Raw genomic sequence first — 19,785 nt, 5'->3', positions numbered from 1 at the left:
CGGGCAGGGGTGTTTAACAAGAGAAAGGGCGGACCGTCCGCAGACGGCCCGCCCCCTTCATCCGGCCTGAAAGCAGGATCAGGCGTGGATATCGACGTCCTTGCCTTCCTTGACGAACAGGAAGCCGATCACAGCCGTCGCGAGGGCGATGACGATCGGGTACCAGAGGCCGTGGTAGATGTTGCCGCTGGCCGCCACCATGGCGAAGGCCGTGGTAGGCAGGAAGCCGCCGAACCAGCCGTTGCCGATATGATAGGGCAGCGACATTGAGGTGTAGCGGATATTGGTCGGGAACATCTCGACCAGGGCTGCGGCGATCGGGCCGTAGACCATGGTCACATAGAAGACGAGCAGGAACAGGATTCCGACCACGAGCGGTTTGTTGACCAGGGCGCTGTCGGCCTTGGCCGGATAGCCGGCCCCCACCAGCCGCTCGCCCAGGGCGCCGTCCCAGGTCTTCTTGGCCGCGGCGAAGTCGGCGGCGGGCATCTGATCGCCACGGAAGCTGGTCACGGTCTCGTCGCCGATCCGCACCTGGGCCACTGTTCCGGCCGGAGCCTCGACATTGTCATAGGTGACCCCGGCCTTGGCCAGGTAGGATTTGGCCAGGTCGCAGCTCTTGTTGAAGACGGTCTTGCCGATCGGGTCGAACTGCACCGAACAGTCGGCCGGGTCGGCATAGACCGTCACCGGTGAAGAAGCCACGGCCGCCGCCAGCCTCGGGTTGGCCGCGCCCGTCAGAGCATGGAACAGCGGGAAATAGGTCAGGGCGGCGATAAGGCACCCAGCCAGGATCACTGGCTTGCGCCCGATCTTGTCCGAAACGATCCCCCAGATGACGAAGAAGGGCGTGGCCAGCAGCAGGGCGACGGCCGTCAGGGTCTGGGCCAGGGCCGGCTCGACCTTCAGCACTCGCTCGAGGAAGAACATGGCGTAGAACTGACCCGTGTACCAGACGACGGCCTGACCCGCGGCGAGGCCGAACAGGGCCAGCAGCACCAGCTTCAGGTTCGGCCACCTGCCGAAGGAGTCCTTCAGCGGGGTCTTGGATCCCTTGCCTTCGGCCTTCATCCGCTGGAAGGCAGGGCTTTCCGACAGTTTCAGACGGATCCACAGCGAGACGCCCAGCATCAGGATCGACACCAGGAAGGGAATCCGCCAGCCCCAGCTGTTGAAGGCTTCCTCGCCCAGCAGGGTCCGCACGCCCAGGATGACGATCAGGCTGATCATCAGGCCGGCGGTGGCGGTGATCTGGATGAAGGAGGTGTAGAAGCCGCGTTTGCCGTGCGGCGCATGCTCGGCGACATAGGTCGCCGCGCCGCCATATTCGCCGCCCAGGGCCAGCCCCTGAAGCAGGCGCATCAGCACCAGAATGATCGGCGCTGCGATGCCGATTGTCGCATAGGAGGGCAACAGGCCGACGACGAAGGTCGAAAGCCCCATCAGCAGCATGGTGACCAGGAAGGTGTTCTTGCGACCCCAAAGGTCGCCCAAGCGGCCGAACACGATGGCGCCGAAGGGCCGCACCGCGAAGCCGGCGGCGAAGGCCATCAGGGCGAAGATATAGCCGGTCGTCTCATTGACGCCCGAGAAGAACTGCACGGTGATGATCGCGGCGAGCGATCCGTACAGATAGAAGTCGTACCATTCGATCACGGTCCCGACCGACGAGGCCAGGATCACCAGCTTGTCGTCCTTGCCGACGACCCGCCCATCATCGCCCGACGCACCCATGGCGCTGTCCGTCATTACGTTAGCCTCCCAGCTCTTGGTCTTTCCGACCGTTCTTCACACCACAAGGGCGCTCATCGAGACAGAGTGGCGCCGCCGTGCGGAAAGCGTGAGGACGACTTTGGTCGATACTGATATTTATCGCCTAAGATATATTATGCGAAATAAATGCATAGTCGAGAATGTGGCGTGGAGGCGATTAGTGAGCGCGATGAGATATTGGGTGGCGTCCCAGTCGTTGGCTCAATGTCGTCACCGTGGGGATCGACGACACCCAAGGCTATGACGACACGCGACGATGGCCGACGCATGTCGCCCCTGCCCTAGGTCTTGTCGGTGTCTCCCAGCCTCTGGCGTAGCTGGGGCTGAGCCAGGAAGGCATCAAGCGCGGGGGTCACCGAGGGCTCGGAAAGGTCGGGAGCATGTCCCCTGTCGGGAACGGTGATCAGCGTCGCGCCCAGTCGAGCCACCATCTGATCCGCCGTGGCCTCGGACAGGAGGTCGGATAGCTGTCCGCGCAACACCAGAGTGGGGATCGACTTCAGGGGTTCAAAGAGAGGCCACATGTCGGGCGGGGCCGATGCGGCGGCCAGGGCCGCCTTGAGCGCCGGATCATAGTCGAGACGCAGGCCCTCCCCCTCGGGCACGAAGGTCGCGCGCGCCAGTCGTTCCCAATCCTCCCGACTGTAGGTGGGATAGGCCGGGCCGTGTACGCCGGCCAAGGCGGTCGTGGCCGTATCCCAGTCAGGATATGTGGTCGTGTTTCCGACATAGGCCTTGATCCGCGCCAACCCCTTAGGATCCACCTCGGGTCCGGCGTCGTTCAGAACCAGGCCGGCGATACGCCCGGGATTCTGGTTCGCCATCAGCACGCCCATCAGCGCGCCCATGGATGTTCCGATGATCACCACCCGGTCCACGCCCAGGGTGTCGAGCAGCGTCCACATGTCGGCTGTCTGGGTCATCGGATTGTAGTTCGCCGGGGTCGGATCGTATTCGGACCGGCCCCGTCCGCGCTGATCAGGTGCGATGACCCGCCATTCGGCCGATAGGCGCCGCGCCGTCTCGTCGAAGTCTCGTCCGTTTCGGGTCAACCCATGGAGACACAGTACGGCGCCGGCAGGGTGCGGTGGCCCGACGAACTCCCGCGCCGCCAGCAACAGCCCGTCGGCGGACCGGTAGGTGATGTCCCGGATCTGGTCCGCCGGGCCGGAAACAATGGCATTCATCGATCAGAACCTGACATCGAGCGACAGCGAAATCGTCCGGGGCGGTCCGTAGAAGCCTATGACCGAGTCGCCGAAGACGACGGTGGAAGGCGCTGCAGGCGTGTAGGCGAATGTATAGGCCCCGGTCCGGTAGCGTTCGTCCGTCAGGTTTCGACCATGCAGTCCCACCCGCCAGCGATCGCCCGGCGGCGTATAGATCAGGCTGAGGTCGTACAGTTCATAGGCCGGCTGATCGACTTCCGGGAACGGCGTTTCGAACATCGAGGCTTCGGAACGGAACGAGACGCCGCCGATGGCCCTGAGTGATCCGTACTCGCCCAGCGCCTGGTCGTAGGTCAGGCTGAAATTGCCCGTCCATTCAGGCGTATTCTGGAACTGACGAGAACCGGATACGTCCGCCAGGACGAAGGCGGGCGGCGCGGCCGGATTGGGCACATAGGCGAGGAACTCGTTGAACTCGGCGTCCACGTAGCCGAGCGACAGGCTCGCCGTCAGACGGTCGGTCAGGAAGGCCTGGCCCTCGAACTCCCAGCCCCGGATCGTCGAGGAACCGACGTTGTCCACGAAGCTGACCACGCCCGTGCCGGCCGGATTGACCTGCTGCGTCGTGATCTGCTGGCCGGTATAGTCGGTGTGGAACACGGCCGTGGCCAGCCTGAGCCGCCGATCGAGAAGCGAACCCTTGAGGCCGATCTCGTAGGAATCGACGATTTCGGGGTCGTAGCCGTCCTGGGTCGAGGGCGTGGCCGTCGCGTCGCCCCGCATGTCGAACCCGCCGGATTTGAACCCACGCCCATAGGCCGCATAGACGTTCAGGTCGTCGTTCAGAGAATAGGTCAGGCTCAGGCGGGGTGTGAATTCCTCGAAGGTGGCGGAGGCCGAATAATCGGTCAGGGTCTGGAACGGCGCCACCATTCTTCCGGTGATCGGGCTTCCGAGACCAAGGTAGTTCGCCTTGAACACGACCGCGTCGCGCTCATCCTGGGTCCATCGCGCTCCGACCGAGACAGCCAGTCGCTCGGTAAGATCATAGGAAAAATCCCCGAAGGCGGCGAAACTTTCGGTGTCCATGCTTCCCGAGGTTCCCTGAGTGATGCCCCCGGCCTGCAGGATGGTGTCGAACTGGCCGCTGGCTACGGCGTCAAGGAAATACAAGCCCGCCACGCCCTGAAGGCGATGCCCGTTATACTGTAGCTGGAACTCTTGCGAGGTCTGGTCGTCTGCGTAGACCGCGCCGGAGCTGGCGATGTCGAGAATCGGCGCCGGCGTATTGTCGAAATCGATGCCTCGACCGGTAGTCTCGCCATCACGATACGCGGTGATGGACTTCAGGGTGATGGTGTCGCTCAGATCCCATTGGGCCAGCAGAGACACGCCTTTGGTGGTGACCTTGTTGTCGTCCCCCAGGCCGGCGCAGGTGTCGTAGACGCTGTCCAGCACCAGATTGCAGGCCGCCGGCGTGACCAGGGGCTGCAACGGGGCCGGCACGGGCCGAAGCCGATGGCCATGGTTGGCGTTGGAGTTGTCCTCCGTGTAGTCGCCGCTCAGACGGAACAGAATACGGCTAGAGGGACGAGCTTCCACGGTGAGCCGGCCTGAAACGACGTCCTTGTTATAGGTATAGGCGCCCGTGAAACGGTTCCGGCCGAAACCATCCCTGTCGTAGGTCGCGACCGCGCCGCCTATGGCCAGGCCCTCCGCAAGCGGAACGGACCCGCTGAGAATAAGGTCGCGCTGATTGTCCGTACCGACAGCGGCGCGAACCCTGAACTGCGGCGCGTCGAAATCGAGACCACGGGTCACATATTTGATAGCGCCACCGATGGTGTTGCGCCCATAGAGCGTACCTTGAGGGCCGCGCAGGACCTCGATGCGTTCGACATCGAAGACGTCGAGCACCGCGCCCTGCGGACGGGCGATATAGACGTCGTCGATATAGAGCCCGACGCCCGGTTCAAATCCCCACAACGGGTCCTGTTGCCCGATGCCACGGATGAAGGCCGTCAAAGTGGAATTGGTGCCGCGCGAAACCTGCAGCGTGAGGTTCGGCGTGACCCGCTGGAGGGCGGTGATATCGGGAGCGCCGCGTTCTTCCAGTTGCTCGCCCGTCTGCACGGTCACTGCGATCGGCACATCCTTCAGCGCCTCGTCCCGCCGCCGGGCCGTAACCACGATTTCCCCGACCTGCGTCGCTTCGCCCGTGACGCCGGCGGTGTCCTGCGCGGCGGCAGGCATGGCTGCGGCGAGCGCGACGCCCGATGCTCCCAGGGCCAGCCAGAAACCCAAATTTGATCGATAAGCCGACATAGTCGTCCCCTCCCCTGACATCGCGATTTCCTCCTCGAGCGTGTTGTCCGCTCGTGATCCGGCAAGCTGTCAGCGGACACGCTCGCCGTCAAGAAATTTACTAACTGATCAATAAATTTATATTGCGGAAGCTAGGAGGGGCTCCGGAGCGGGAGTATGGACCGGGTCGACTGAAAGGATGGAAGCATGGCGACGAACGCGAAGCGGACCAACATCAAACGGCGCGAGGAATCCCGTGAAAAGATCCTCGATGCGGCGGAGCGGTTGTTCGCCCAGGGTGGGTTCAACGGGGTCAGCACAAAGCAGATCGCTCAGGCCGGCGAGTTCGACGCCAGCCTGATGCACTATTATTTCGAGAATAAAGAAGGGCTTTTCCGCGCCGTGATCGAACGACGCGCCGAATCCGTCAATCGGATCCGGCTTGAATCGTTGAAGCGGTATTCCGACGACGCCGGCGAGAGGATCACGGTGGAGGGCGTTCTTCGCGCCTATCTCGAACCGACATTCGCCTATGTGATGGCGGGCGGGAACAGTTTCAAAGACTATCTCTCGATCATCGCGCACGTGAACAGCACGCCCGCAGCGATCATCCCTGGGTTCGAGACGTCGCCTTTCGATCCGGCGGTCCGCGAGTTCCTATCGATGATCGGCCGGGCCGCCCCGGATCGCACCGAGGCCGAGATCTTCTGGTTCTACCATATGCTGTCGGGCGCGATCACCCTGACCTGGGCCAGGACTGGACGCATCGACGCGCTCTCCGAAGGGTTGTGCCGCTCGGACGATCTGGAGTCCGCCTGCAGAGAGATGATCGCCGTTTTCGCCGATGGCCTGTCGCGCGGCAGGCGCTGACAGAGCGGGGCTCACGCTTGGTCTGAGCTTCCTCGAAGAAGTCTGAGCGTTTCCGGAAACCTGTCGCTCAGATCCTCCGCGATCAGGCCTGGGCCGAAGCGGTCGGCCGTGTCGGCATGGATCCAGACGGCGGCGCAGGCGGCGTCGAAGCTGTCCATCCGCTGAGCCAGCAGGCCGCCGATCACGCCGGCCAGGACATCGCCGGTTCCGGCTGTGGCCAGCCAGGGCGAGCCGTTGGGATTGATCCGGCCGCGGCCGTCCGGGGCGGCGATCACGGTCTCGGGGCCTTTCAGGACCACAACGGCCTGGGCGCGGCGGGCGGCCTCCAGCGCTGCGGCGGGCCTGCCCCTCTTCAGCAATCCTGGAAACAGCCGTTCGAACTCGCCTTCGTGAGGTGTCAGGACGTCGTCGCGGTCCAGGGCGGCGAACAGTTCGCCGCTGCGCCCCTTGAACACCGACAGGCCGTCGGCGTCGATCACCAGGGCCGCGCCGCTCAGCGCTAGGGCTTGGATATTGGCGACGGTGGATTCGTCCACACCTGCGGCGGGGCCGATCACGACGGCGTCCATTTCCTCGACCTCGCGGCCCAGGGCGTCGGGCGAGGCGAAGGGCGTCAGCATGATCGCTTCGATCGCCGGAGCGATGACGGCGACGGCGTCGGGCGGGCAGAGAATACGCACCACCCCTGCCCCCAGTCTCAGCCCGGCGCGCGCCGCCAGCCGCGCGGCCCCGGTTTGGTGGGCCCGGCCGGACACGACGCCAAGACGCCCCCGCGCATGCTTGTGCGTTTCTGCGCCCGGCCACGGAAGAAAATTGCGCCAGATCGCCGGGTCATTGGTTTCTATCATCCGGGCTCCGAATATACGTGACTTTTCTGCGAAAACCGCTTGCTTTGAGCGGCCTTGATGTGTCCCATTCCCGCCCGAGCGCCGCTGCATTCCGCGCGCCGCTCAGGGGTCGCCATGAAGAAGATTGAAGCCATCATCAAGCCTTTCAAGCTGGATGACGTCAAAGAGGCGCTCCAGGATGTCGGCGTGCAAGGCATGACCGTGCTGGAGGCCAAGGGATATGGTCGCCAGAAGGGCCATTCCGAACTGTATCGCGGCGCCGAATACGTCATCGACTTCCTGCCCAAGATCAAGATCGAGGTGGTCGTCGCCGACGACCTCGCCCCTGCGGTCGTCGAGGCCATTCAGACCTCGGCCCGCACCGGCAAGATCGGCGACGGCAAGATATTCGTGTCCGATGTCGCCGAAGTGATCCGTATCCGCACCGGCGAGACCGGGGCCCAGGCCGTCTGAGTTCGCGTACCCCTCCTCCGACGGCCGGCGCGTCCATGCGTTGATCCATCGGTTCCTCCCCAACGACCAAGAAACAGGACTTCCGAGAATGAGCGCCAGCAAGATCCTCAAGGAGATCAAGGAGAAGGACGTCAAATACGTCGACGTTCGCTTCACCGACACCCGTGGCAAGCTGCAGCACGTCACCTTCGACATCGACCTGGTCGATGAGGATTTCCTGAACGAAGGCACGATGTTCGACGGCTCGTCGATCGCCGGCTGGAAGGCCATCAACGAGTCCGACATGCTGCTGAAGCCGGACCTGACCACGGCCTATATCGATCCGTTCTACCAGCAGACGACGATGTTCCTGTTCTGCGACGTGCTGAACCCCGATACCGGCGAACCCTATAACCGCGACAGCCGCTCGATGGCCAAGAAGGCCCTGGCCTATGTCCAGTCCTCGGGCGTGGGCGACGTGGTCTATTTCGGCCCGGAAGCCGAGTTCTTCATCTTCGACGACGTGCGCTGGTCGACCCAGCCGCATAACACCTCCTACTCGTATGACTCGACCGAGCTGCCGGCCAACACCGGCGCCGAATACACCGAGGGCAACATGGGCCACCGCCCTGGCGCCAAGGGCGGCTATTTCCCGGTCAACCCGGTCGATTCCGGTCAGGATCTGCGCGGCGAAATGCTGGGCGTGATGCGCGACCTGGGCCTCCAGCCCGAGAAGCACCACCACGAGGTGGCGCCGGCCCAGCACGAACTGGGTCTGAAATTCTCGGACCTGCTGACCATGGCCGACCGGCTGCAACTCTATAAGTACGTGATCCACAATGTCGCGGCCGCCTATGGCAAGACCGCGACCTTCATGGCAAAGCCAATGTTCGCCGACAACGGCTCGGGCATGCACGTACACCAGTCGATCTGGAAGGACGGCAAGCCCCTGTTCGCCGGCGACAAATACGCCGGCCTGTCGCAGGAATGCCTGTGGTACATCGGCGGCATCATCAAGCACGCCAAGGCGATCAACGCCTTCGCCAACTCGACCACCAACAGCTACAAGCGTCTGGTCCCCGGCTATGAAGCCCCGGTTAAGCTGGCCTATTCGGCCCGCAACCGCTCGGCCTCGATCCGCATCCCACACGTCTCGTCGCCGAAGGCCAAGCGTCTGGAAGCCCGCTTCCCCGACCCGATGGGCAACCCCTATCTGACCTTCGTCGCCCTGCTGATGGCCGGCCTGGACGGGATCGAGAATCGTATCGATCCGGGCGCGCCCGCCGACAAGAACCTCTACGATCTGCCGCCGGAAGAGCGCGGCTCGATCCCCGAGGTCTGCGGCTCACTGAAGGAAGCCCTCGAGAACCTCGACAAGGACCGCGCCTTCCTCAAGAAGGGCGGCGTAATGGATGACGATTTCATCGACAGCTATATCGATCTGAAGATGGAAGAAGTGATGCGTCTGCAACTGCACCCGCACCCGGTCGAGTTCGACATGTATTACAGCTGCTGATCGATCCGGCAGACTGATCTCGGAAGAGCCCCGGATGGTCCGCCATCCGGGGCTTTTTTTGTCGCCGGGATTTCCGAGACGAGCCGCCCGCACCTGAACGATCGCCTTTTTACAAGCCGCCGCCGCCCATGCCATAAGGCCGCGTCGGCGGCATACGGGGCTTGAGATGGTGAAGCGGTTAAAGGGGTCGGTTCCAGCGCGACCCAAGGGCGCCCCGGTCCGTGCGGCCGAAACCGAGCTCCTCTGCTATGTACGCGAGGGTTGGGCGCCGCGCGTCGCGCCGGCCTCGCCCAAGCGCGACTGGATGACCGCCACCCCCGAGAGCTTCGCCTATCGCTGCCTGCCGCTCGCCATCGCCAACAGTCATGGCTGGGAAATGCTGAGCCCCTGCGGTTTCAAGGCGCGATGGCACGGGGGCGTCGATGCGAGTTCCGTCGAGATCGTGCTCGATCCGGGCGTCGACCCCAAGCGTGGGCCGGTCTCCCTGTTCGGCAGCGGAACCCTGACCTTCCATGTCGACGGCATCATGCGCACCTCGGAGGGCTGGAACCTGTGGGTCGGCGGCCCTCCCAACGCGATGAAGGACGGAATCGCTCCGATGGGCGGGGTGATCGAGACCGATTGGTCGCCCTATACCTTCACCATGAACTGGCGCTTCACCCGACCCGACGTATGGATCCGGTTCGAGGAAAACGAGCCGTTCTGCTTTTTCTTCCCCACCCCTCGCGGCGTGCTCGACCGGCTGAAGCCGGAACTGCGGCCGATGGAGGATCAGCCGGAGCTGCTGAAGACGTTCGACGCGTGGCGAGCCGCACGGCTGGCCTTCCAGGATTGGGTCAAGAAGACCAAGCCCACGGCGCCGGCCGATCAATGGCAGAAGCTCTATTATCGGGGACTGCACCCCGAGGGACATCCCGGCCCAGCCGACCACGAGTCCAAGCTCAGGCTGTCGCCCTTCCGGCAGACCGGCTCACGACGGGTCTGTCCCGTTAAGCACGACGATGGCGACAAACGCGGTTAAGCCCAGCCGGTGGGCTCAGGCTGAAGTCGGTCCATCGACATCGTCGGCCTTCTTGCGGCGCAGTTCGATCAGCCGCACGCACCAGATCGAAATCTCGTAGAGAATCACCAGTGGCACGGCCAGCATCAGCTGGCTGATCGGATCCGGAGGCGTGACCACGGCGGCGACGACGACGACGGCGACTATGGCGTAACGACGACCCGCAGCCATGACCGTGGAACTGATCAGTCCGGCCAGGCCCAGCAGGGTGGTCACGACCGGCAACTGGAAACACAGACCGAAGGCCAGCAGCAGCGAGGTCACCAGGTTGAGATAGTCGGAAATCTTCGTCGTCTGGGCCACCGAAATGCCATCGCTGACCACCTGCTGTCCCAACGAGAACAGCATGACGAAGGGCAGCATGACGTAATAGACCAGAGCCCCGCCGAGGCAGAACATCACCGGCGCGGCGATCAGGAAGGGCAGGAAGGCGCCGCGCTCGTTACGATACAGGCCCGGCGCGACGAACCGGTACAGCTGCCAGGCGATGACCGGGAAGGTCAGGACCGCCGCGCCGAAGGCCGCGATCTTCATCTTGGTGAACAACTGTTCCAACGGCGCGGTGGCGATCAGTTGCACCACGGCCGCGCTGCCCGGAGGATAGGGGCGCAGCCCCGTCATGGTCGCGATCAGATCCAGAGGATTGGCGTGGGAGCCCGAGGCCAGGGCCGCCGCATGGATGGCCGCAGCCGCCTGATAGGGTTTGATCAGGGCGATCTGGATCTGGTTGGCGAACGCGAAACACAGGATGAAGCCCAGACCGAAGGCGATGACGCAGATCAGCAGCCGCCCACGCAACTCGATCAGGTGATCCATCAGCGGCGCGCGCGACGCCTCGATCTCGGCCTCGTCACGATCGGAGAAAGTCAAAGCTCGGCGGCCTTCTTGCGCGGGGTCCGGGGCTTGGCCGGCGTCTTCGAGGCGGTGGCCGGAGCCTTGGCCGTCGTCTTGGTCTTGGCGGACGGCAGGGCGGCGGCCTTGGCGGCCGTTTTGGGCGAGCGAGGTTTAGGCTTGGCGGCCGGCGCGGATGGGGCGGCCGGCGTATCCGGCCATTCGTCCGTGGCGGGCGTCATGACCGGCGCATCGGGCGCGGGCAGAGCCGCCTGCGTCGCAGGCGCGTTCAGGCCGGCGTTGATGTCTTTGAAGGCGGCATCGGCCTCGGCGCCCAGAGGATACATGGGCCCCTGCCCCGTCCGCAACGCCTCGACCTCCTTGCGCAGGTCGTCCAACTCGGACTGCCGCGCCATCTCGTCGAAGCTGGAGCGAAACTCGTTGGCCATGCTGCGCGCCTTGGCGACCATCTGGCCGACGCGGCGCATGAGCATAGGCAGGTCCTTGGGCCCCACCACAAGCAGGGCCACCAGACCGATCACCACTAATTCGAAACCCCCGATACCGGGGCCGAGCCCGCCCATGCGTCAGCCCTTACAGACGACGACTAGCGCTTCAGCTCTTCCTTTTCCGCCTCGGTGCGCGGCAGCGAGCTGACGCCGTCGTGCGGGCCGTCCTTCTTGTCGTCATCCTTCAGGCCGTCCTTGAAGGCGCGGATGCCCTTGGCGGCGTCGCCCATGATGCCCGACAGCTTGCCGCGACCGCCGAACAGGACGGCGACGACGACGATGACGATGGCCCAATGCCAGATGCTCATGGAGCCCATGGCGTAATCTCCTCGCGAGGACCGATGACCGGTCCCGTTCACTAATCTTCGACCCGCATATAGGCGCAGTCATGGCCCCGCGCCAAGGGAGGCTGTAGGTGTGCGCGACCATGAGTCTCTCCGATCACGTCATCATTCACACCGACGGCGCCTGCAAGGGCAATCCGGGTCCCGGCGGCTGGGGCGCCGTCCTCCAGGCCGGCGGCGGCCACGAGAAGGAATTATGGGGCGGCGAGCCGAACACCACCAACAACCGCATGGAGCTGATGGCCGCCATCATGGCCCTGGAGGCGCTGAAACGACCCTGCAAGGTCGAGCTGCACACCGACAGCAAATATGTCATGCAGGGCATCACCGAATGGATGCGCGGCTGGAAGGCGCGCGGCTGGCTGACAGCCGACAAGAAGCCGGTCAAGAACGCCGATCTTTGGCGCCGGCTGGACGCCGCCCGCGAGCGCCATGACGTCAAATGGCGCTGGGTGAAGGGGCATGCGGGACACGAACTGAACGAACGCGCCGACCAACTGGCCAATCGGGGCGTGGCGGATCTCAGGGCGCTCTAGGCGCGGCGACCTCCTTCAGACCGGCGCCCGCACCGTCAACAGCGAACCGTCGACCCCATACACGATCACGTCCTGCCCCACCGGAGGGGCGTCGCCTTCGATCACCGCCGGCCATTCGGAGCCGGAGACGAACACTCGGCCGCGACCGTCGATGAAAGCCTCCACCACGCGGGCGCGCTGGTCGATCAGTCGGCCGTTGCGATCATTGATGTCGACACCACCTGAATTGGCCTTCTGGATCAGCCGCCGCGACATGATGGTGGCGATCACCGTCAGCACGGCGAAGACCGCGACCTCGCCCGGCAGGCCCAGCCGGACGCCGACGGCGGTCATGACCGCCACCAGCCCGGCCGAGACAGCCGGCCACAACAGCCACTCGGTCGAGAACATCGACTCGACCGCCAGCAGGAGAACCCCGACAGCCAGCCAGATCCAGAACGGCTGCGCGGCGTAGAGATCGGCGACGAAGCTCATGAAGCGATCTCCCGGTCAGGCGGTGGGCGGAACGGACGGCCGACGCGGCGCGACCGGACGGCTCGGCGCCGTCTCCTGCTGCTGGTTCTTGGCCAGTCCGACCATCTCGCCGATGCCGGCGATGGTGCCGACCAGGGCGCCCATTTCAGCGGGCACGATGACGGTCCGTTGTTGCGGGCTGCGGGCCAGTTCTGCGAAGGCCTCGACGTATTTCTGCGCCACGAAATAGTTGATGGCGTTGACGTCGCCGCGGGCGATGGCTTCGGACACCATGGCGGTCGCCCGGGCCTCGGCCTCGGCCTCCCGTTCGCGCGCCTCGGCGTCACGGAAGGCGGCTTCCTTGCGGCCCTCGGACTCCAGGATGGCGGCCTGTTTGGCGCCCTCGGCGCGGGTGATGGCGGCCTGTTTCTCGCCGTCGGCCTCTGTGACCACCGCGCGACGCTCGCGCTCGGCCTTCATCTGACGGGCCATGGCGTTGGTCACGTCGGTCGGCGGGGTCAGGTCTTTGATCTCGATCCGGTTGACCTTGACGCCCCAGGGCTCGGTCGCCGCGTCGATGACGTGCAGCAGGCGGGTGTTGATGCTGTCGCGCTGGCTCAGCACCTCGTCCAGCTCCATCGAGCCGACCACGGTGCGCAGATTGGTCATGCAGAGCTGCGAGATGGCGTAGGGCAGATCATCGACGCGATAGGCGGCGCGGGCGGCGTCCATCACCTGGATGAAGACGATGCCGTCCACCCGGACCATGGCGTTGTCCTTGGTGATGACCTCCTGTGTTGGAACATCAAGAACCTGTTCCATCATGTTCATCCGCTTGCCGATCCTTTCGACAAACGGAGTCAAGAAACCGATGCCTGGGCTCAGGGTCTTGGTGTATTTTCCGAAGCGTTCGACCGTGAACTCACGGCCTTGCGGCACGATCTTGATGACACTGAACAAGAGCGCAATGGCCAGCAGCAACAGTACGCCGGCGAAGATGGTGAGAACGTCCATTCGTATCCTCCGTATCCGACGAGGTTACGCGCCTGACGCGAGCGGCGCCATAGAAACCGGAGAACGCACGTCCGATTTTCAGTTGGCCGACCTGGCGTAGGTTGCAAGACGTTCCGCCACATCCGCTTCCAGATCGCCGTAAAAGAGATTGTACGGGCGCGCCTTTCTGCGGTCCGCCCAATTACCCGTCTCTCTGAAGGATTCCAGGTCCGGCCAGGAGTGTCGCAGCAGGCCGTCGCGGCACTGTGTCTCGACCTCGCGGGTCAGCAACGCCGGCCGAGCGCCCCACTCCAGCCCCGTTGCATTGGTTGCGCCGCGATGCAGCCGGGCGGGCGCAAGGGTTTCGTTGGTACCGCCGGTCACCGGGTTCACGCAAACGGACCGCCTTCCCGCGAGATCGACCAGATTCCCGCGGTCGTCCCAGACCGTGGCTCGACGCAGTCGCCGACGGGCGGCGGCGTCGTCGCGATCTCCGACTTGAGACCAGGCGACCACACAATGGATCTGGCTCCGGTCGGCGCAGGGCGGGATGGAGGCCGGCAGGCTGTCGGCCGCAATGATGACGTCCATCAGATAGGCCGCGACCAGACGGTCACGCACCGTCCTGTCCGGCGCGATCCTTTCGCGGATCAACCGATCCAGCAGATCGGCGCCCTGCTCCACCCCGGCCAGAACGATCGGTCCCGAAGGATGATGCGCCAGCCAAGCGTTGAAGGCCGCCAGAACATCGCCATAGGCGAAGGCCCTTGCCTCCCGCGCGTCGTCACGCAGGGTCAGGCGGGTGTAAAGGCTGGCCTGGCGATAGCGCGGCGCGCTGACGGACCCGGCCCGTGCGAATGGCCCGGCGTAGTTGGGCAGAACCACCCGGGTCAGATAGGCGTCGGCCCTTATGTCACCGATGGCTCCGTTCCAGTCCCGCCCGCCATCGAAGGTGGTCGAGTGGACGAAGAATATGTCAGCGTCGCCCGCCCCCTGAACACGCGCGTCCAGCAGGGCCCAGGCGGCCGGGTCGGCATAGTCGGGGGCGGGTGGCGGCTTATAGGTCTGGAACGGCACCTGCGGATCCAGACCCGCGCGCAGAATGTCGCCACGCCAGACGGCTACAGCCGCCGTCAGCAGAAACACCAGGACGAACCCGGTGACGCCGACCCATTGACGCGCCGACAGGGATTTCATCGGTAGGGATCGGGCTTGGACAGAAAGTCCTGGACGTAGCGGCGCACGCCCTCCTCCAGCGGTGTGGACTGACCCTCGAACCCGGCGGCTCGGATGCGGTCCATCCGGGCTTGGGTGAAATATTGATACCGGTCACGGATGACCTCGGGCATGTCGATATAGTCGATCGAGGCTGGTTTGCCTGCGGCGGAGAATGTGGCCCGGGCCAGATCGGCGAACGACCGCGCCTGACCAGAGCCTGCGTTGAAGATTCCCGAGACCTCCGGCGACTGGAGCAGGAACTCGACGATATCGACCACGTCGTCGACATAGACGAAGTCACGTAACTGGCCGCCGTCGGCATAGTTGGGATTGTGCGACCGGAACAGGCTGACGGTCTCGCCCGCCACTACCTTGGGCCAGATCTGGGCCACGACCGACTTCATCGACCCTTTGTGGCCCTCGTTGGGGCCATAGACGTTGAAGAATTTCAGCCCTACCCACTGACGCGGCGCCTGGCCCCGATCCGCCTGGCGCACCGCATGCTGATCGAACAGCATTTTCGAATAGCCATAAGCATTTAGAGGGCGAAGCTGTGCAAGGGACTCCGCATCGTCATCGTCATTGAAGCCCGCCTCGCCATCGCCGTAGGTGGCCGCAGACGACGCATAGATCAGGCGGGCGTCGCGGATGGTGCACCAGTCCCACAGGTCGCGCGACAGGGTGAAATTGGTGCGCAGGATAAGGTCGGCATCCGGCTCTGTCGTCGAGGAGATGGCGCCCATATGCACCACGGCTTCGATCCGATCGGCATGGCGTTCCAGCTGTTCGAACAACTCCTCCGGCGACCAGAAGTCGGCGATGGCGTGTTTGGCCAGGTTTTTCCACTTGGCCAGGTCGGCGGTCTCCAGCCGGTCGCAGACGACGACGTCATAGGCGGTCTCGGCCGTCAGCCGCGCCACGATGTTGGAGCCGATGAAACCGGCGCCGCCGGTCACCACGATCATGCGGGGCGTCATTGCGTCTGTCCTATCGCTGGCGCTGCTTGAGGACCAGTCGTCATCTTCTCGATCGTCCGGGTCGTGGAGAAGCCGTCCTTGAAGTCGGCCAGCCGGACCACGCCGCCCCAGCTTTCCACGAGATCGCCGCCGACCACCCCCTCACGCGTATAGTCAGACCCCTTGATCAGCACGTCAGGCCGCAGCCGTTCGATCAGGGCGATGGGCGTGGGATCGTCAAACGACGTCACCCGATCCACGCTGCTGAGGCCACCGATGACGACGGCGCGGCTGTCCAGGTCGTTGACCGGCCGCCCCTCGCCCTTCAGCCGCCGGACCGAGGCGTCAGTGTTCAGCGCCACCACCAGCCGGTCGCACCAGCCGCGCGCCTGGGCCAGATAGGCCACATGGCCCCGGTGCAGGATGTCGAAACAGCCGTTGGTGAAGCCGACTTTCAGACCCTGACGCCGCCAAGTCTCGACCTCGGCGGCCAGTTCGTCCATCGGCGTGACCTTGGCCTGGGCCGCGACGGCGTGCTGGCTCAGTTCCGCCTCGATCAGTTCGGCGGGCGTGACCACGGCCGTTCCGGCCTTTCCGACCACCACTCCGGACGCCAGTATGGCGAACTGCACTGCCTGCTCCAGAGTCAGGCCCGCTCCCAGGGCGAGTCCCAGCGAAGCCAACACCGTGTCGCCGGCGCCGGACACGTCGAACACCTCGCGCGCGCGGCCGGGGAAATGTCTGACTCCCTCGCCGCGCCGCGCCAGGCTCATGCCTTTGCCAGCACGGGTGACGACGACGGCCTTGGCCGTGGTGGCGGCGAGCAACGCCGCCAGTGCTGTCTCGACTTCGTCGTCGGTCTCTACGGGCAGTCCCGTGGCGCCCGCCAGTTCCGAGGCGTTCGGCTTGACCACATCGACCGCGCCATAGCGGGCGAAATCGCGCCCCTTGGGATCGACAATCACCGGCGCGCCGGTTTCCCGGGCCGCCTTCAGAGCCGAGGCGATCAGGGCGTCTCCGACTACACCCTTGGCGTAGTCCGACAGAAGAATGGCGGATGCACCTGAAAACGCATCAGTATCATCCAGCACAGAGACGGTCGTCTCGTCGTCCTGGCGCAGCAGCTGCTGTCCGGCGGCGACGAAGCGCGTCTTGACGATGGTTGCGGCGCCTACCGGGCTGACGATGAAATCGACGATCCGGTTCTCGGCGTCAATCAGGTCGCGCAAGGTCTTCCCGGCCTCGTCCTCGCCGGCGACGGCCCCCAATTGCGCCACACCGCCCAGGGCCGCGACATTGCGCGCCACATTGCCCACGCCGCCGGGCATGGCCACGGTGCGGCGAGTGCGCAATACCGGGATCGGCGCCTCGGGCGAGATGCGGCTGACCTCGCCATAGACGTAGCGATCCAGCATCAGGTCGCCGACGCAGGCCACCTTCAGGTCGCGCACGCGCTCCAGCAGCTTCTGCAGGGCGCCCAGATCGAGGCTGTCAGACATTCGCCCGACCTAGAGGATTCAGGCGGCCTGCGCCACCGGCGCCTTGGCCCCGATCTTGATGGCCAAGTCATCGAAGGCGATCAGCTGTGCGGCCAGGGCCTCGAACTGGTCCAGCGGAACCATGTTCGGACCGTCCGACGGGGCGTTGTCGGGGTCCGGGTGGGTCTCCATGAAGACCGCATCGACGCCGACCGAGACGGCGGCGCGCGCCAGGACCGGCACGAACTCGCGCTGTCCGCCCGAGGAGGTTCCCTGCCCGCCCGGCTGCTGCACGCTGTGGGTCGCATCGAACACCACCGGGCAGCCGATGTCTCGCAGCACAGGAAGGGCGCGCATATCGCTGACCAGGGTGTTGTAGCCGAAGCTGGCGCCCCGCTCGCAGGCCATGACGTTGGGATTGCCGGCCCCGACGACCTTGGCGATGACGTTCTTCATGTCCCAGGGCGCCAGGAACTGACCCTTTTTGATGTTGATCGCCTTGCCGGTCGCGGCGGCGGCCAGCAGCAGGTCGGTCTGGCGGCTGAGGAAGGCCGGGATCTGCAGCACGTCGACCACCTCGCCGACCGGACCGCACTGGGCCTCGGAATGGACGTCGGTCAGGGTCGGCAGGCCGGTGACTTCGCGAATCTCGGCGAAGATCGGCGTGGCGTCGGTCAGGCCGATGCCGCGCGCGGCGCTGGCGCTCGTGCGGTTCGCCTTGTCGAAGCTGGTCTTGTAGATGATGCCGACGTTCAGCCGCTCGCCGATTTCCTTCAGCGCATGGGCCGTCTCCAGCGCGTGCTGACGGCTTTCCATCTGGCAGGGACCGGCGATGAAGGCGATTCTAGCGCCGCCGCCGATGACGACAGGCGTCCGAAGACCTTCAGACAACGTAATGATGGCGTTGGGTCGGCTCACGGGGCGGCTCTTTCTAGGTTCGGGCGTGATGGAGGCGGCGTTTGCCGTATCTATGCGGCCATCAGGTGGCGCGCCGGACCGATGAACGCAAGTGATTATGGAGTTCGCCCGCGTGGCCATGAAGCCTGTCATTCTCTGGTTCCGCCGCGACCTCCGCCTGAACGACAATCCCGCATTGAACCACGCCGCCGAGACGGGACGACCGATCCTGCCGGTCTTCGTCCTCGATCACGCGCCAGACCGACCCGAAGGCGCCGCCTCCCTTTGGTGGCTCGACAAGTCGCTGCGCGCCCTGGACCGGAGCCTGGCCGAACGTGGATCACGGCTGATCCTGCGGCGCGGCGATTCGTTGATCCAGCTACGCGCCTTGATCCAGGAAACCGGCGCCGACGCCGTCTTCATGAACCGTCTGTTCGAGCCGGCCGCCTTCGCCCGCGATGCCGATATCGCCCATGAGCTGGCGTCAGAAGGCGTCGATTGTCGCGGCTTCAACGCCGCCCATCTGTGTCGGCCCGGCGGCGTGCTGAATGGATCAGGCGGTCCCTACAAGGTCTTCACGCCATTCCTGAAATCGCTGCTGGCCAACGCCCAGCCTCCGCAGCACACGACCGGACCGCGTCGCATAGACACGCCTGCGGGCGTCGATAGCGAACAGGTCGACGACTGGGAACTTCATCCCCGTCGGCCCGACTGGGCGAAAGACTTCGACGGGACGCCAGGCGAGGACGGGGCCGCATCCGCCCTGTCCGACTTTCTGGCCCGAGGCCTGAAGACCTATGCGAAAGACCGGGACCATCCCGGCGTCTCATGCACCAGTCGCCTGTCCCCCCATCTTCACTGGGGCGAGATCAGCCCCTGGCGGGCGGTCACGAGGGCGCGCGAGGCGGTGGAAACGGGCAAGGCGCCGGCCATCGAGGCCGAGAAGTTCGTGGCGGAGCTGGGCTGGCGCGATTTCTCGGCCCATCTGCTGCACCACTTCCCGACCCTGACCGACCGGGCTTTTCGTCCGGAATACGACGCCATGCCGTGGCGTGACGATCCAGAGGGGCTTGAGGCGTGGAAGCGAGGCCGCACCGGCTATCCACTGGTCGACGCGGGCATGCGTCAGCTCTGGGCCACCGGCTGGATGCACAATCGCGTGCGGATGGTGGTGGCGTCGTTCCTGGTCAAACATCTGCTGATCGACTGGCGCGAGGGCGAGGCCTGGTTCTGGGACACCCTGGTCGATGCAGACCTGGCCAGCAATGTGCAGAACTGGCAGTGGGTCGCCGGTTCCGGCGCCGACGCCGCCCCCTATTTCCGTATCTTCAATCCCATAGCCCAGGGAGAGAAGTTCGATGCTCAAGGGGACTATGTCCGCCGCTGGGTTCCCGAACTGCGCCGCCTGCCCGCGCGATGGCTGCATGCGCCCTGGACGGCGTCGAACGAAGTTCTGCGAGAAGCCGGCGTGAGCCTTGGCAAGACCTATCCCCACCCCATCTTGGATCATGGCCACGCCCGCTCACGTGCTCTGGACGCCCTGAAGGCGGTTTCCGGACGCGGCGATCTGACCGACCGTGATTGACGCGAACAGAGGT

19 protein-coding genes are annotated in these 19,785 nt (G+C 64.9%); 6 read left to right on the top strand and 13 right to left on the bottom strand.

What is annotated here, in order from left to right:
- Positions 1-78 precede the first annotated feature (78 nt).
- The 3 genes from H2037_RS01160 to H2037_RS01150 all read right to left on the bottom strand — a co-directional run bounded on the left by H2037_RS01160 (position 79) and on the right by H2037_RS01150 (position 5,246).
- Positions 79-1,749 (bottom strand): MFS transporter, encoded by a 1,671-nt coding sequence (locus H2037_RS01160; RefSeq protein WP_292116572.1) that lies wholly within the window; start codon positions 1,747-1,749, stop codon positions 79-81.
- Between the two features lie 305 nt (positions 1,750-2,054).
- On the bottom strand, positions 2,055-2,960 hold the full coding sequence (locus H2037_RS01155) for an alpha/beta hydrolase (RefSeq protein WP_292116569.1): 906 nt from the start codon (positions 2,958-2,960) through the stop codon (positions 2,055-2,057).
- A gap of 3 nt (positions 2,961-2,963) precedes the next feature.
- Positions 2,964-5,246: a TonB-dependent receptor gene (locus tag H2037_RS01150; protein WP_292116566.1), complete on the bottom strand. Its 2,283-nt coding sequence runs from the start codon at positions 5,244-5,246 to the stop codon at positions 2,964-2,966.
- Between the two features lie 207 nt (positions 5,247-5,453).
- Between H2037_RS01150 and H2037_RS01145 the strand changes: the two genes are divergently transcribed.
- Positions 5,454-6,116 (top strand): TetR/AcrR family transcriptional regulator, encoded by a 663-nt coding sequence (locus tag H2037_RS01145; RefSeq protein WP_292116563.1) that lies wholly within the window; start codon positions 5,454-5,456, stop codon positions 6,114-6,116.
- Between the two features lie 11 nt (positions 6,117-6,127).
- Here H2037_RS01145 and H2037_RS01140 read toward each other — a convergent pair whose 3' ends face one another.
- Complete coding sequence (locus H2037_RS01140) at positions 6,128-6,964, bottom strand: NAD(P)H-hydrate dehydratase (protein WP_292116560.1); 837 nt, start codon at positions 6,962-6,964, stop codon at positions 6,128-6,130.
- Between the two features lie 114 nt (positions 6,965-7,078).
- Between H2037_RS01140 and H2037_RS01135 the strand changes: the two genes are divergently transcribed.
- The 3 genes from H2037_RS01135 (at position 7,079) to H2037_RS01125 (ending at position 9,933) form a co-directional block, all read left to right on the top strand.
- The gene (locus H2037_RS01135; RefSeq protein WP_008261682.1) at positions 7,079-7,417 is read left to right on the top strand and encodes a P-II family nitrogen regulator; all 339 of its coding nucleotides are present in this window, start codon (positions 7,079-7,081) and stop codon (positions 7,415-7,417) included.
- An 88-nt stretch (positions 7,418-7,505) separates the two neighbouring features.
- On the top strand, positions 7,506-8,912 hold the full coding sequence (gene glnA, locus H2037_RS01130) for a type I glutamate--ammonia ligase (RefSeq protein WP_292116556.1): 1,407 nt from the start codon (positions 7,506-7,508) through the stop codon (positions 8,910-8,912).
- Between the two features lie 166 nt (positions 8,913-9,078).
- Positions 9,079-9,933, top strand: a complete 855-nt coding sequence (locus tag H2037_RS01125; RefSeq protein WP_292116554.1) for a DUF6065 family protein — start codon at positions 9,079-9,081, stop codon at positions 9,931-9,933.
- Between the two features lie 15 nt (positions 9,934-9,948).
- Here H2037_RS01125 and tatC read toward each other — a convergent pair whose 3' ends face one another.
- The 3 genes from tatC to H2037_RS01110 are packed head-to-tail and all read right to left on the bottom strand — an operon-like array spanning position 9,949 to position 11,629.
- Positions 9,949-10,842, bottom strand: coding sequence for a twin-arginine translocase subunit TatC (gene tatC / locus H2037_RS01120; protein WP_292116552.1), 894 nt, complete (start codon positions 10,840-10,842; stop codon positions 9,949-9,951).
- Positions 10,839-11,387 (bottom strand): Sec-independent protein translocase protein TatB, encoded by a 549-nt coding sequence (gene tatB / locus H2037_RS01115; protein WP_292116549.1) that lies wholly within the window; start codon positions 11,385-11,387, stop codon positions 10,839-10,841. Before tatB ends, tatC begins: the two co-directional genes overlap by 4 nt.
- 23 nt (positions 11,388-11,410) lie before the next feature.
- Positions 11,411-11,629, bottom strand: coding sequence for a twin-arginine translocase TatA/TatE family subunit (locus H2037_RS01110; RefSeq protein ID WP_035308509.1), 219 nt, complete (start codon positions 11,627-11,629; stop codon positions 11,411-11,413).
- 110 nt (positions 11,630-11,739) lie between these two features.
- On the opposite strand from H2037_RS01110, the gene rnhA reads away from it, so the two are divergent.
- Positions 11,740-12,192, top strand: a complete 453-nt coding sequence (gene rnhA, locus H2037_RS01105; protein ID WP_292116547.1) for a ribonuclease HI — start codon at positions 11,740-11,742, stop codon at positions 12,190-12,192.
- A 15-nt stretch (positions 12,193-12,207) separates the two neighbouring features.
- On the opposite strand, the gene H2037_RS01100 is transcribed toward rnhA, so the two are convergent.
- From H2037_RS01100 to kdsA, 6 genes are all read right to left on the bottom strand, one after another.
- A complete protein-coding gene (locus H2037_RS01100; RefSeq protein ID WP_292116545.1) occupies positions 12,208-12,666 on the bottom strand; it encodes an NfeD family protein in 459 nt (152 codons plus the stop codon).
- A 15-nt stretch (positions 12,667-12,681) separates the two neighbouring features.
- Positions 12,682-13,659 (bottom strand): SPFH domain-containing protein, encoded by a 978-nt coding sequence (locus tag H2037_RS01095; protein ID WP_292116542.1) that lies wholly within the window; start codon positions 13,657-13,659, stop codon positions 12,682-12,684.
- Positions 13,660-13,737: 78 nt separating this feature from the next.
- Entirely contained in the window at positions 13,738-14,835 is a 1,098-nt protein-coding gene (locus H2037_RS01090) for a DUF3089 domain-containing protein (protein ID WP_292116539.1), read from the bottom strand.
- Positions 14,832-15,833 (bottom strand): ADP-glyceromanno-heptose 6-epimerase, encoded by a 1,002-nt coding sequence (gene rfaD, locus H2037_RS01085; protein ID WP_292116534.1) that lies wholly within the window; start codon positions 15,831-15,833, stop codon positions 14,832-14,834. Before rfaD ends, H2037_RS01090 begins: the two co-directional genes overlap by 4 nt.
- Positions 15,830-17,311, bottom strand: coding sequence for a D-glycero-beta-D-manno-heptose 1-phosphate adenylyltransferase (gene rfaE2 / locus H2037_RS01080; RefSeq protein ID WP_292116531.1), 1,482 nt, complete (start codon positions 17,309-17,311; stop codon positions 15,830-15,832). The genes rfaD and rfaE2 overlap by 4 nt, the downstream gene beginning before the upstream one ends.
- Before the next feature lie 18 nt (positions 17,312-17,329).
- The gene (kdsA, locus tag H2037_RS01075) at positions 17,330-18,208 is read right to left on the bottom strand and encodes a 3-deoxy-8-phosphooctulonate synthase (RefSeq protein WP_292116528.1); all 879 of its coding nucleotides are present in this window, start codon (positions 18,206-18,208) and stop codon (positions 17,330-17,332) included.
- 118 nt (positions 18,209-18,326) lie between these two features.
- Here kdsA and H2037_RS01070 point away from each other — a divergent pair, with 118 nt between their 5' ends.
- Positions 18,327-19,772 (top strand): deoxyribodipyrimidine photo-lyase, encoded by a 1,446-nt coding sequence (locus H2037_RS01070; RefSeq protein ID WP_292116962.1) that lies wholly within the window; start codon positions 18,327-18,329, stop codon positions 19,770-19,772.
- Positions 19,773-19,785 lie beyond the last annotated feature (13 nt).

Origin of the sequence: Brevundimonas sp., from assembly GCF_013912065.1 — a bacterium.
GTDB lineage: Bacteria > Pseudomonadota > Alphaproteobacteria > Caulobacterales > Caulobacteraceae > Brevundimonas.
The sequence above is the reverse complement of the archived record's forward strand: the minus strand, read 5'-3'. Positions and strand labels throughout refer to the sequence as shown.

Bases quoted from the DNA above. Each gene is read 5' to 3' on its own strand.
- H2037_RS01160 (WP_292116572.1), bottom strand. From the start codon at position 1,749: ATGACGGACAGCGCCATGGGTGCGTCGGGCGATGATGGGCGGGTCGTC.
- H2037_RS01155 (WP_292116569.1), bottom strand. From the start codon at position 2,960: ATGAATGCCATTGTTTCCGGCCCGGCGGACCAGATCCGGGACATCACC.
- H2037_RS01145 (WP_292116563.1), top strand. From the start codon at position 5,454: ATGGCGACGAACGCGAAGCGGACCAACATCAAACGGCGCGAGGAATCC.
- H2037_RS01140 (WP_292116560.1), bottom strand. From the start codon at position 6,964: ATGATAGAAACCAATGACCCGGCGATCTGGCGCAATTTTCTTCCGTGG.
- H2037_RS01135 (WP_008261682.1), top strand. From the start codon at position 7,079: ATGAAGAAGATTGAAGCCATCATCAAGCCTTTCAAGCTGGATGACGTC.
- glnA (WP_292116556.1), top strand. From the start codon at position 7,506: ATGAGCGCCAGCAAGATCCTCAAGGAGATCAAGGAGAAGGACGTCAAA.
- H2037_RS01125 (WP_292116554.1), top strand. From the start codon at position 9,079: ATGGTGAAGCGGTTAAAGGGGTCGGTTCCAGCGCGACCCAAGGGCGCC.
- tatB (WP_292116549.1), bottom strand. From the start codon at position 11,387: ATGGGCGGGCTCGGCCCCGGTATCGGGGGTTTCGAATTAGTGGTGATC.
- H2037_RS01110 (WP_035308509.1), bottom strand. From the start codon at position 11,629: ATGGGCTCCATGAGCATCTGGCATTGGGCCATCGTCATCGTCGTCGTC.
- rnhA (WP_292116547.1), top strand. From the start codon at position 11,740: ATGAGTCTCTCCGATCACGTCATCATTCACACCGACGGCGCCTGCAAG.
- H2037_RS01100 (WP_292116545.1), bottom strand. From the start codon at position 12,666: ATGAGCTTCGTCGCCGATCTCTACGCCGCGCAGCCGTTCTGGATCTGG.
- H2037_RS01095 (WP_292116542.1), bottom strand. From the start codon at position 13,659: ATGGACGTTCTCACCATCTTCGCCGGCGTACTGTTGCTGCTGGCCATT.
- H2037_RS01090 (WP_292116539.1), bottom strand. From the start codon at position 14,835: ATGAAATCCCTGTCGGCGCGTCAATGGGTCGGCGTCACCGGGTTCGTC.
- rfaD (WP_292116534.1), bottom strand. From the start codon at position 15,833: ATGACGCCCCGCATGATCGTGGTGACCGGCGGCGCCGGTTTCATCGGC.
- rfaE2 (WP_292116531.1), bottom strand. From the start codon at position 17,311: ATGTCTGACAGCCTCGATCTGGGCGCCCTGCAGAAGCTGCTGGAGCGC.
- H2037_RS01070 (WP_292116962.1), top strand. From the start codon at position 18,327: ATGAAGCCTGTCATTCTCTGGTTCCGCCGCGACCTCCGCCTGAACGAC.